General features: G+C 35.3%; 9 protein-coding genes. All 9 read right to left on the bottom strand.

Annotated elements, in window-relative coordinates:
* Nucleotide 1 precedes the first annotated feature (1 nt).
* Nucleotides 2-1,234 carry an efflux RND transporter periplasmic adaptor subunit gene (locus tag ACJJVT_RS04960; RefSeq protein ID WP_405397531.1) on the bottom strand — a complete coding sequence of 411 codons (1,233 nt, stop codon included), beginning with the start codon at nucleotides 1,232-1,234 and terminating at the stop codon, nucleotides 2-4.
* Entirely contained in the window at nucleotides 1,234-2,565 is a 1,332-nt protein-coding gene (locus tag ACJJVT_RS04955) for a TolC family protein (RefSeq protein WP_405396967.1), read from the bottom strand. Before ACJJVT_RS04955 ends, ACJJVT_RS04960 begins: the two co-directional genes overlap by 1 nt.
* 158 nt (nucleotides 2,566-2,723) lie before the next feature.
* Nucleotides 2,724-5,726 carry a WD40/YVTN/BNR-like repeat-containing protein gene (locus ACJJVT_RS04950; RefSeq protein WP_405396966.1) on the bottom strand — a complete coding sequence of 1,001 codons (3,003 nt, stop codon included), beginning with the start codon at nucleotides 5,724-5,726 and terminating at the stop codon, nucleotides 2,724-2,726.
* A gap of 158 nt (nucleotides 5,727-5,884) precedes the next feature.
* A complete protein-coding gene (locus ACJJVT_RS04945) occupies nucleotides 5,885-6,733 on the bottom strand; it encodes an MORN repeat-containing protein (RefSeq protein ID WP_051941797.1) in 849 nt (282 codons plus the stop codon).
* A 21-nt stretch (nucleotides 6,734-6,754) separates the two neighbouring features.
* Nucleotides 6,755-7,582 (bottom strand): DUF2490 domain-containing protein, encoded by an 828-nt coding sequence (locus tag ACJJVT_RS04940; protein ID WP_405396965.1) that lies wholly within the window; start codon nucleotides 7,580-7,582, stop codon nucleotides 6,755-6,757.
* Nucleotides 7,583-7,585: 3 nt separating this feature from the next.
* Nucleotides 7,586-9,475: a hypothetical protein gene (locus ACJJVT_RS04935; RefSeq protein WP_405396964.1), complete on the bottom strand. Its 1,890-nt coding sequence runs from the start codon at nucleotides 9,473-9,475 to the stop codon at nucleotides 7,586-7,588.
* Nucleotides 9,476-9,671: 196 nt separating this feature from the next.
* Nucleotides 9,672-11,222, bottom strand: a complete 1,551-nt coding sequence (locus ACJJVT_RS04930; protein ID WP_299317136.1) for an SDR family NAD(P)-dependent oxidoreductase — start codon at nucleotides 11,220-11,222, stop codon at nucleotides 9,672-9,674.
* Nucleotides 11,223-11,259: 37 nt separating this feature from the next.
* A complete protein-coding gene (locus ACJJVT_RS04925) occupies nucleotides 11,260-12,561 on the bottom strand; it encodes a DEAD/DEAH box helicase (RefSeq protein ID WP_405396963.1) in 1,302 nt (433 codons plus the stop codon).
* Nucleotides 12,562-12,592: 31 nt separating this feature from the next.
* The gene (locus tag ACJJVT_RS04920) at nucleotides 12,593-13,039 is read right to left on the bottom strand and encodes a KTSC domain-containing protein (protein ID WP_073244317.1); all 447 of its coding nucleotides are present in this window, start codon (nucleotides 13,037-13,039) and stop codon (nucleotides 12,593-12,595) included.
* Between the last annotated feature and the right edge of the window lie 86 nt (nucleotides 13,040-13,125).

Here is a 13,125-nt window from a genome sequence, read left to right as displayed (position 1 = left end):
GTTATTTCTTTTTACCTCCTGGGCGTTGTGGCATAAACGGACTCTCTTCCGTACCGCCTGCAGGTGCACCAGATTGAGTAGTTTCTGATTTTAAACTAAAAACCAGTTTATCCCCTTCATTAATACCGCTTAAAATTTGAACGTTTACTCCATCACTAGCTCCTAAAGTCACCTTTTTTGGAGAAATGGCACCATTAGATTCGAGAACCCAAACCCTTGTACTATCATCATTTTCATCAGGTTTTGGTCCGCCGCCTTTTGGAGGTTCAACAGTCAATTGTTCTTGTTCATTATATGCCATCATTTCAGGGGGAGTCGGTTTAAAATTTATAGCCTTCGCTTCTACAGATAGCACATCTTTTAATTCTAAGGTGTAGATTGAAATGGTAGCCGTAAGTCCTGGTTTTAATCTTAAATCAGGGTTGTCAGCTTTAATTACCACTGTATAGGTAACTACGTTCGATGTAATCGTTGGGTCCAATCTAACTTGTGTTACCTCACCTTCAAATTCTTGACCTTGGTAAGCATCAACGGTAAAGCTTACACGTTGCCCCTCTTTTACTACACCTATATCTGCCTCATCAACGTCAGCTTCCACTTGCATTTCTTTTAAATCTTGGGCAATGGTAAATAGTGTTGGTGTACTGTAACTAGCCGCAACGGTTTGTCCTTCATCAATATCTCTTGAAAGAACCACCCCGTCTATAGGAGAGTAGATATTGGCATAGCCTAAGTTTGTTCTTGCCTGCTGTAAATCAGATAAACGTTGTGTAACCGTACCTTTTGCAGTATCATAATTAAAAAAGGCATCGTCATAATCAGATTTGCTAATTACTTGATTGTCATATAAGGTCTTTTGTCTGTCGTAAATAGTTTGTAAATAATTACGATTGCTTACCGCGTTATCATATGAAGCTTGTGCCTGCGTCATAGCCGCTCTAAGATTGGTTTTATCTAATTCAGCAATCAATTGTCCTTCTGTAACTACACTGTTATAATCCACATAAATCTTCTCTACAACACCTGAAACTTGCGTACCTACATCAACTTGATTTATAGGTTCAATAGTTCCTGTTGCTGTTACCATTGTAGTTACATCACCTTTTTTGGCAGCTACTGTTTTGGCTTCAATAGCAACAGTTTCATCACCCTTTAAAAAGCTATATGCAACAAAAGCCAAGATGACCAAAATGACACCGCCTATTATGATATTTTTTTTATTTTTCATTTTGATTAAAGTTTAATTTCGTTTCCTTGATAGAATTGTAATAATTGATGGTATAAAATATTTAGGTATTTAGATTGTAAATAATTCTGTTGGGCATTTGTATACGTATTTTGACTGACTACAAGGTCTGTAGTACTTAAATCTCCCAACTCATATTTCTTTTGAGCTAAATTATACGACTGTTCTGCGGCATCTTGTGATGCTTCTGCAGCAACTAACTGCTCTTGCGATGATAATGCGTTTTGGTATGCTGTTTCTACTTTTTTAATTACCTCTTTTTCTACTGTTTGTTTTTGTATTTCAGCTTTTTCTATATTAAAAGATGCTATTTGTACCGCGGACTTTGTTTGGTTTCTATTGAAGATTGGTATACTAAGACTTAATCCCAATCTTTGATTAAAATTGACATCTAATTGATCGGTGAAATTGTTGTCGCTAATACTTGTGTAACCAGATCCAACACTACCGGTCAATGACAACGTTGGTAAATAACCGCCTTTTGCTATATCTAGCTCTTTTTCATTAATTTCTATAGTGGTTGCACTAGCTTCAACTTCCGGTAAGTACGAAAGGGCGTTGGTATAAATAGCCTCTCTATTTAATTCTAAGTGAATTAAATCTTCATTTTCATCCACGGTTTCAATCTGTAAATCTTCTAATGGAGATAATTCTAATAACTGCTTTAGCGTGATGATGTTTAGTTCATAGTCGTTTTTAGCTGCAATGACATTGTATTTATTAGTTGCGGCTTGACTTTGCGCCTCAGTATAATCGCTCAAAGCAATAGTACCGGCTTCTAATCTAGATTTTGCCCGAATTACCTCTTTTTCAGAGGCATTAAGATTGTTTTCGGCAATAGTAATTCCTTCTTTACTGTATAATGTTTGTAGATATGATTCTAATATGCTAATAACAATATTGTTTTTGGCCTCTTGTGCCAATAAACTATTTTGTTCAATTAAAAGTTTGTTCTGCTTAACCTGATTGGTTAACTGATTACCCTGAAAGAGTGTGACGGAACTATTAATTCCAAGATTGGTACTAAGTATTTGATCAGAAACATAATCACTGGTTATAGGGTCAATAGAAGTACCGCTAGAAAAATTTTGAGAAGCACTACCAAAAAGATTCGGTAGTTTGGCAGATTTGGACTGATTGTAATCTACTTCAGAAATACTAGTATTTAAATCGGCATCTTTTAAAGTGATATTATGCTCAATGGCATAAGAAATACAATCTTCTAGTGACCATATTTTTGAAGTCGTATTGGTTTCTACATCTTGACCAAATGTAAATTGGGTAAGTAGAATGACAGCTATGAATATATAATGTTTCATTTAAGCGTGTTTATAATTAACACTACAAATGTGAAACTTTATACTTCCTTATTAAAAAGGAATATAAGTCTGCCCTATATTTTTATACAGAAAGTGGAATTTTATCGATGAGAATTTTTGGGCAATTGCTATATCAACTGCAACTGCCCATTTTTAGTTTAGTTCAATTCCACTTGTTTTTTTATGGTATTCAACTGTAATTGAAGCTCTTTTAAACGCTCTACTTCTTCATTGCCAGGTATTTTATCTGCACCGCCAACGATGTAAGATAAATAGGCAATTTGAGGCACTAGCATTTGCTGCGGATAAGCTCCTTCATCATTCTTGATTTCTTTTAATGTTTTCTCTAAAGAAGCTTTTTTGTCTCCTGTTGTTTTCTTGATTTCTTTCTCTAATTGCGATTGAAATTTTCTAGCCTCGGTCAATAGTGCTAACACTTTATTTTCAAAAACTAAATGATCTTTTATAATTGTTTCATCAATGCCTTCTTCAGCTAATCTTGGATCAACCAGAATCTCAAAAAGTTGCTCAAATGTTTCTTTACCTACTGTCAGTTTTGCCGTGTAAGTTCCTGGCAATACTATTGGTCCATTTTTGTAGCTTCTAGATTCTTTGTCGCTCCATGCTCCTTTTTGGCGCATATCCCATTGAAACCTATTAATACCTTTTTTAGTTTCCAATTTATTGTCAAAGTAACTAAAAGCCATACTAAGCCCCATATTCTCTACTTCCTCTTTACTGGATTTCACTTTTGTAGAGTCACTTATGATAGTTGCAATAGATTGATTGTTAGCATCTAAAATTTCTAATTGTACTTCGGTTTTAAATTCTTTTGGTAGGTAGTAATCAATTAGAACTCCCGTTGAAGGATAATTAGGGAATCCTTTTGCTCTTCTAGGCGTACGATATCTAAAGGTATTATCTGGTTTAAACAATACAGGGGTATCGTCTAAATTAGCAATAGCAGAATCTCTTAAAGAGGTAATGTTATCCAATACCCAAAAACCACGTCCCATGGTACTTAAAACTAAATCGCCTCTTTGTATAATGATATCGGTAATTGGTGTTACCGGTAAATTTTGCTGAAAAGATTTCCAATCTTGTCCATCGTTTAAAGAAACGAACATGCCGTATTCAGTACCTGCATATAAGATTCCCTTTGTTTCAGGGTCTTCACGCAATACTTTAGCGGTATAGTCAGACGGAATTCCGTTTGTAGCAGTACTCAATAATTCCCAAGTTTTACCATAATCTACCGTTTTATAGAAATACGGAGTAGCATCACCCAATAAATGTCTATCTACAGATATATATGCTATCGCAGGATTAAATTGAGAAGGTTCAATAGACTCCACTCTACCACCTTTAGGCATTTTCTTAGGCGTAACAGTTGTCCAAGTTTGACCGCCATCTTGTGTTAATGAAACTACACCATCATTGGAACCTGTCCAGATCAAATCTTTTTTGATTTTTGATTCTCTGATGGAATATATAGTACTATAATACTCCTCACCGGTAATGTCTCTGGTAATCGGACTACCGGAAATCACTTGCTTATCAGCTTCAAAAGCTGTTAAATCAGGAGAGATCGTTTCCCAAATAACCCCGTCGTTCCTTGTTTTATGTACAAACTGTGAGCCCATATACACAACATCTGGATCATGTGGTGAAACATGAACAGGAGCTACACGCTGAAAACGATATTTTAAATCTTTAGGATTATGACCATAAATATTAGAAGCACCAATAGAATATTCCCTACCTACGCCAGTAATTTTGTTATAGACGCTAAAACGACCTTTACAATTGTTATAAACGATATTATGATTTCCCGGTTTTGGTATTGAGGGACCAGTTTCACAACCACCCACTTCAATCATAACCTGCGTACCCTGAGCGGAAGTTCCACTAGGTGCTGAACTTGGTATGGCAATGGTGGTATTATCTTGTTGTGCACCATAGATCCAATAAGGATATTGGTCATCCACAGCAACTTGATATATCTCTGCCGTTGGCTGATTAAATTGCGATGACCATGTTTTACCACCATTGTGAGAAACATTGGCACCACCATCATTACATTGTATTAGTAAATCTGGATTATTAGGGTTTAACCATATATCATGATTATCGCCGTGTGGAACCGACATCATTGTCCAATTTTTTCCGCCATCGGTAGACTTTAATAATGGGTTGGCATTTGAATACACTATGTCAGGATTAGTAGGGTCTAATTCTATATTAATATAATAGAAAGGTCTATTGACCAACCCTTTATGATTAGATGTCTGTACAAAGGTCTTACCTTGATCTACAGATTTATATACACCGCCTTCATCACCTGGTGCTTCAATTACAGCATAAAGAATACTTGAGTCTACTGCTGAAACTGCTAAATCTATTTTACCGATTAGTCCTTGTGGTAATCCTGTTTCTAGTTTGATCCAATCTTTACCGCCATTTACAGATTTATAGATTCCTCCTTCTTTGTTTTCTCCTCCAGATATAATAGTCCAAGGTGTACGTTGTGCTTTCCAAGCAGCAGCATAAACAATATTAGGGTTTCCGGGTAATAGCTCTATATCTGCAAATCCGGTTGTGTTAGATATGTGTAGCATCTTTTCCCAAGTAACACCACCATCTATAGTTTTATAAATACCACGTTCTTCATTCGCTTTAAATGCATCGCCAATTGCTGCAACCCAAACGATATTGCTATTGGTAGGGTCAATTTCAACCGCTCCTATTTGTCCTGCTTTTGCTAACCCAATGTGATCCCAGGTTTTTCCCGCGTCTATAGATTTATAAACTCCTTTACCACTAATGATGTTACTACGTAGTCCGTCAGAACCAGTACCAACATAAACTATATTAGGGTCATTGACGGCAACTTCAATAGCTCCAATAGAGGGCGTATCAAAAAAACCATCAGAAACATTGTTCCAAGATGTACCGTAATCATCGGTTTTCCATACTCCAGCACCTGAAGCTCCTAAATAAAAAGTACCAGGTAAAACAGGTGTACCAGTAACCGTGGTAACACGACCACCTCTTGACGGGCCAATAGTACGATACTCCAATGCTGAAAAATCTTGAGAAAAAAGGGATGAAGAAATGCATACAAATGATGCAACGGATAGGTAACGAAAGAACGATTTCATTTAGGTTTGAATAATAGTTTGGTTAAGACCTAAAGTTACTTAAACCATTACGCAAAACATACGTTCAAGATGATTTTTGCGATTTTCTTATTTTGACAATTCTTTATTGAGATTAGAACTAATTATTTGATAAAATTTAAGCAAAATAAATTCCGGTACTATTTTTTGTTCAATTTGTCCGCTTCCTTAAGCTTATCATTCTCCCAAATGCCACTAATAACAGAGCCTTCTTTCTTGTGAAAAATACCTTTGCCATTTCGCTTGTCGTTTTTCCACTGTCCTTTATACTTTTCACCGTTAGGCCAAAAATATGTTCCCTCACCATTTCGCATGTCATCTTTATAGCTGCCAATATAATATTCACCATCAGGCCAATAAAAAGTACCGTTGCCTTCACGTAAATTATCTTTCCATTCACCTTCATACCTGCTACCGGTTTCAAGAACAGCAATACCTACACCATTGGCCTTATTGTTTTTTACTTGCCCTACATAATGTAGACCAGTTCCTTTTTTACTAGTAAAACTCAGATATTCACCAAAAGATTTATTGTTCAGTTGCTTACGCATGTTATTTAACTGAACTCGCGCTTTTTCTAGGGCAAAATTAAGAGAATCAATACTTCTTATTTCACTTTGCGAAACCGGAGCTACAGCAATTGAATCTACAGAGATTTTTTCTGTTCCCTTTTCAGAAGTATTTACCGTATTATTTTGCATTAATTTTTGAGCAAGGGCAATCCGTAAAGGAATAACGCTGTTCAGCTCTTCATGATTTTGAAGTGTGGTATTGTAAGATTCGATTGCTTTATTATAATCACCTTCCATTAATACAGAATCAATTGCCACTAATTCTTTATTACCGGTTACAAGTACATCCAATTCCTCTTTTGCCTTGCTACTCTCCCCTATCTCATTTTCTAGAGTACTGGATTTAACTCCGAAATAAAGAGCTAGTGCAGAAATGATAGCAAGCAAACTGTATAATGTAATATCCTTTTTTTTCATACTTTTCTTATTACTGACCCTCTAGTCCGTTAAGTGAATTTCAGGAAGTTTGTTCTTTACCTTTCTAAAATCAGGAGAATAGTAAACATGAAATCTCATTGCCCAGCTTTGCTTATAATATCCTCCGTTAGCTAAATCTTGCCCTTGGGAATACATTGCTCCTGCCGCAACTGTTAATCTTGGTGTTAGAATATAACCAAGTGTAGTGGTTAAACGCAAATCTTCCATAGGGCTTGCAACAACCGCTTTTCCACTTTGCATGATCAATTCTGCTTCTGGTGCAACGTAAAAAGTCTTTGGTTTTAACTTGTGATTGTTCAGAGGAATTTTCATTCTAAACATATACCTCCAACGATTTCTAAAGATGTATTCACTATTTTCCGCAAAACCTTGCGTCCATCTATGTTCTATACGAATACGATGATAAATCATCATACTGGCAAGTGATTGTGCAAACTGATATTGATGCCAAATACGCCATTCTGGTACTAAGTTACGATCTGTAGAAGCTTCATCAGTATTAAAGTTAAGTCTTAAAACTCCACCTAATCGAACATTAAAATATTTAGAGTGAATGTACCCAATGGCATGTCTATTATATACCTGGGCTACCTGACCAAAAAATGGTGTAGCTTCTGTTTCCTCTAATCTAAGGTGGGTTTGCGCATCCCAAAATAAGCGTTTGCCAATTCTAATATTACCATAAGTATTGATCCAGGTCTTTGTACCTAAATCTTTATATTTTGAATACTCAGGCAATTCTACAGCCTCTTTCTCTTGTGAAAATCCTTGAAACACTAGAAAAAATAGGAATATAAGCTTTATGCTATATGTACGAAACGTTTTCATAGGCTATTGCTTTGCAGTGTTTTGTACATTCAACATTTCTAATATAGTAATAGGGTCTTTTTGCCTCTTTAACTTGCGTTCAAGTTTTTTGGTGTCCTGGTCTTTTAATTCTAGAATCTTGGTATATGTAGCATTGATAGTGCTGTTTAATTCTTTAGTCGTATCGCAAGACAAGTGTTGGTCTATCTCATTTAAAAAATAAGGTTCTAACGTTTTTGAATAAGCTGATGTTATTCGTTTTTTAATATCCTCATCCATCAAAGTTGCCATAAACGGATTCCAAATTCTATCAGTATAGCTTTCTTTAATTGTAGTTTGATATATTGGCATTTCTGAAACCGTCTTAGATAACTCGTTTAAATTATTAAGACATTCAACTGTTGTTCTAGCAGCAGATAATCTGTTTTCTGCAGATTTCACTTTAGAATAGTCGTTTATAGTTTTACTGGTAAAAGACTTCAGTTGTTTTAAGGCTGTCGCGTATTTTAAAGGAATATTTGAACTGGTAGAATCAATAAAAACCATCATTGAATCATTTCTAATAATGATTTCTTCTTCCAAGCTAGCCAATTCGTTTTGACGTTTTTCTTGAGCAAGTGTTTCTTTTACTTCATTTGCAATAGACAATATACCGTCATAGCCCATTTTAGCAACAGCTTCAATTTTTTCTATGTTGGGAGTGTCAGCAGATATTGAAACGCTTGAAGGAATTGTATAAGATTTAGAAGATACAACACTATCTATTTGTATCTCAATATCCATTTTAGGTTTTGGAAGTCCGTTAGCAAACACATGATTGATTAATTGCTCTTGAGAAGTGTATTCCAATATGCCCAATGAATCATAACTTACAATTTCTTGAATAGGATTTAAGAAATTCTCCTTCAATTGAACTACCGTATTATATTGATAAGCAGTATTGTTATCGGATAATCTTAAGATGTTCAGTTGTGAATTATGCAAGATAGACTCACTTAACTCATGTGCTTTTTTATAATAAGATACAATGCTATCAATTTTAGTGACCTCTAAGGAATCAAGCGGGTAATAAGGTACCTTTACTTTTAACTCTGGTAGAAATTTTGATTTACCCAATTCTGATAATATCTCATCTACTTCTTGATAACGTGCTGCATTTTGCTTTAAAAGTTCAGGTAGACTATTATGATGAAGAATATCAACATCTACTTGCGAAAGTTGAATTTCTAAAGCATTAATATAACCCGCATTTAGATTGATGATTTTCGTTTGACCGTTATACCCTTGGTAAGCCTTTATAGTTTTATGATCGTTTTCATCATCTACTCTAATAGACTGTAATAGTCCATCTTTAAAAAACCAGCTTTCAGATTGGTCCATACCATTAGAAGGAAACAAGGACCACTCGTCATGCGCCAAACCATCTCGTAGAAATCTACCTACCAATGTATAGTTTTCGTTATTGATGCTAAAGTTTTGCTGTGGTACACCGTTATCGAAAGAAATAACACTTTTAAATAAGGTCTTAGATATTTCGGAATTTTCTATTTCTTCTTCTACAATAGTCCATTTACCGTTGGGCTTACCCATTTTAATTTTACCGATAGCAGATTTCTGAATTCCACTAACTAGAACTCGGTATTGATAATCTATAACTTCAGACTGACTTTTTGAATTGAATTCTCCGAATTGAAATTTCCAAGGTCCGTTTGCGGTACCGTCAACGAAAGCGCCTTTAAATTGAAAGGAATAATCTTGTTTCTCTAAGAGTTCTTGAAGATTTGAACGTAGTACCGTAAAATCGCCATCAAGAACAGTGTCGTTGTCAACAAGTTTATAAGAGTACGTTGCTTTACCGTTATACTTACCTATTTGTAAAGGTCCGTTATACGTTTGCGTTTCTTGAGCACTCATAGGAATTGATATCCCGATGATGATGAATACAAGAAATTGTAGTAATGAATTGATAGTTAGCCTAATCATGCCGCAAAAAAACGAAAATAGATTCAGACTAGTAAATTAGAACGGTAAGAGTTTTAACTTTTTATTAAATGTTTCTAAACAATTTAGAATGCAGCAATAAAAACAACATTTTTTAAGAATAATGCAACTACCAATCTATTGGAAAATAGTCTTTTAGGAATTTACCACACCAATGTTTTCCGGTATTTATACCATCAAATAATGGGTCCATAACCCTAGCTGCACCATCAACAATATCTAAAGGTGGTTGAAAATCGTGTACTTCTTGTTTCTTCTTAGCCAATTCTGCAGGGTCTTCGTCAGTTACCCAACCCGTATCCACTGCATTCATGAAGATTCCGTCTTTTGCTAATTCACCAGCAGCAGTATGCGTTAACATGTTTAATGCCGCCTTCGCCATATTGGTATGTGGGTGACGAGATTCTTTAAAGAAACGGTGGAATTTACCCTCCATCGCCGTTACATTAATAATATGTTTCTGACCAGTGTTCTCTTTCTTCATCAACTCTGCCAAGCGATTACATAACACAAAAGGTGCTACAGAATTCACCAACTGAACCTCAATCATTTCAGTGGTTTCTATTTCGCCTAACTTTAAACGCCAGCTGTTCGTTTTTCGTAAATCTACCTGTTGTAAATCGGCATCTAATTCCCCCGTAGGGAATACTTCTTGCGCAACTAAAGCATTATCAAAACTATACGGAATTTGAGATAGTTTCGCAGAAGCTCGTAAACCAATACCAGGTTCTGGTCCGTGCCAAGTAACCGGCATGTTTTGATTTGGAGAAGCTTTAGAACTGAATGATTTTAATTCATCTAAACAACTTTCATGGTCGCTTAAAACCATTTGAGCAAACTTAGGTAATGAAGAGAATTCTTTTTCTTCATTTTCCATTAAATGATGGTAGAAACCTGCAGGTCTACGTACCGTTTGTGCAGCGTTATTAATAAGAATATCTAGTTTATCATATTCCTGCTCAATGAAATTGCAGAATATTTCAACACTTGGTATATGACGTAAATCTAGACCGTGAATTTTAAGTCTATGCCCCCACTCCATAAAATCTTCCTCTTTAGAAAAACGAAGTGCAGAATCTACAGGGAAACGTGTGGTAGCTATAACGGTAGCTCCGCCACGAAGTAACATTAACGTAATATGATAACCAATTTTTAAACGAGATCCGGTAATAACCGCAACTTGACCTTTTACATTGGCATTTTGGAATCTTTTCGCATAATTAAAATCACCGCAATCGCTACACATGGTGTCGTAAAAATGATGCAGTTTAGTAAACTCAGCCTTACAAACGTAACAATTACGAGGTGTTGTTAGTTCTGGTAAATCTTTACTGGCTAATTCTGCAGCAGGTAGTAATTTTGGAGCAACAAATACATGAGCTTCACGTGCACTTCTTATACCTGTTTCTTTACGAGCATGCTTATCGCGAACTGCTTGCTTTCTTTTTTCGTTACGTTTGGCATCTTTTACCCTTTTAGCAAACTCTTGCTTGTTTGGTCGAGATAATTGACCAGCAACTTTAATTAAGGCAATTCTTCTATCTTCAGGAATTTCAAATATCTGATTGGTATCTGTTACCAAACGATTTAAAATTTCAATACAACTTTCAATCTCGGTTAAATCGATTTCAGTTTCGTTCTCGTGTTGTTTATCCTTCATCATACTACCTTAAAAAGGGCAAAAATACTAACTATGATTAAAGTACGGTAATACGCACTTTTTTCTTTTTTAATCTGGAGTTGTTTAACTCGTTTACAAGTTTATCTGATTTGCTTTTAGGTACTGCTACAAAAGCGCAATCTTGCTTAAGTTCAATGTCTCCTAATTCTTCTCTGTTCAAACCACCTTGTTTGAAGAAAAGTCCCGCAATATCACCTTTAGATATTTTATCTTTTCTGCCACCAGAAATAAATAACGTTTCCCAAAAAGGGTCCCCTAACCTATTGGTTTTACCGATGCCAATTGGTTTTGAATTTGAAATAAACCCTGGTAACGATTCTTGATCCCATTTTATAACATAGGCAGTCCCTGTTGCATTTACACGAGCAGTTCTACCATTACGATGTGTGAACTCTTCTATACGTTGTGGTAATTCGTAATGAATGATAAAATTTAATTCGGGAATATCAATACCTCTACCAGCTAAATCAGTTGCAACTAAAATACGACTGCTACCATTTCTAAATTTAATTAAAGCACGTTCGCGGTCTTTCTGTTCCATATCACCAGAAAAGCACTCATGTAGAATGTGTTTCTGACTTAGAAACGAACTAACAGTTTCAATACTATCCTTTAAATTACAAAAGATAATACCTGGTTCTTCTCCAATATATTTTAATAGTTGAACTAATGTTTTCAACTTATCTTTTTCTTCAGAGATAACTGTACTAATGGTAAGTTTTGAAGGTGTATCTTTCTTAAGATAATTGATTCTTCTAGGGTTTTCCATTCCCACAAACTTGGGAATTTTAACAGCTTCCGTTGCAGAAGTAAGAATACGTTTTTTAAGATTTGGTAATTCCGCAAGAATTTCAGTCATCTCCTCTTCAAATCCGACTTCTAAAGACTTATCGAATTCGTCAAGAATTAAAGTTTTAATATGCTCTTTGGTAAAACGATCTGCCATAAAATGGTCAAGAATTCTACCAGGTGTTCCAACTAAAATTGCAGGAGTATGTTTTAGCTCTATCTTATCTTTAGACATAGCTCTACCACCATAAATGGCATTCACTTTAAAACCAGTACCCATATTACGAATAACCTGTTCTATCTGAATAGCCAATTCGCGAGAAGGAACTAAAATCAATACCTGAACTTCAGGATCGTTATGGTCCATAAAATCTAAAACCGGTAAAAGAAAAGCCAAAGTTTTTCCTGTACCGGTCGGAGAAAGTAAAATGGTATTATTCGATGATGAGATAGTATCTAACGCACTCTCTTGCATCGGATTTAACGCATCAATATTCAATTTTGATAAAATCTCTTTTTGATTTTTCATGCGTTTTTGATAACCATTAATTTATATACGATTACGCCTCTTGAAGGTCACGTTTCGATTTTCTGTATAAATAATTTGGGAAAATTGTTCTTTTCGCGAATCTGTTCAACTTGTTAGAATTGATCATTTTCTGAAAAATAGGCTTCGTTACACCGAAGTACTCATACGTAGCACCATCAACGAAAGTAACTTCTAAAACTAAACCATTATGCTGAAAATCAGCAACACCAGAGTTAATAGACTCGTTGTATACTTCTTTATTAGCTTCTTTGGTTTCAGGAGCGATACTTACTAAAAAGTGGTATCCGTCAATAATACGACGACTTTGAACTTCAGCTTCTTCTCTTTTTTCATCACCTTCTTGAAACTTGTCTGGGTGCCATTCTTTAACTAAACCTCTATACGTGGACTTAAGTGCTTTAAGTTCAATCTCTTTTTCAACCCCGAAGAGTTTCTTGTATTCATTAATGCGCTTCATAATACAGCTTTTTTGCGGGTGCAAAATTACATCTTTATTTTGACGTGAAAGCTTGAAATTCAGTAATAAAAGAAAAAAATAACCTC

The sequence above is a fragment of the Maribacter sp. Asnod2-G09 genome (genome assembly GCF_045063795.1).
Classification (GTDB): domain Bacteria; phylum Bacteroidota; class Bacteroidia; order Flavobacteriales; family Flavobacteriaceae; genus Maribacter.
The sequence above is the reverse complement of the archived record's forward strand: the minus strand, read 5'-3'. Positions and strand labels throughout refer to the sequence as shown.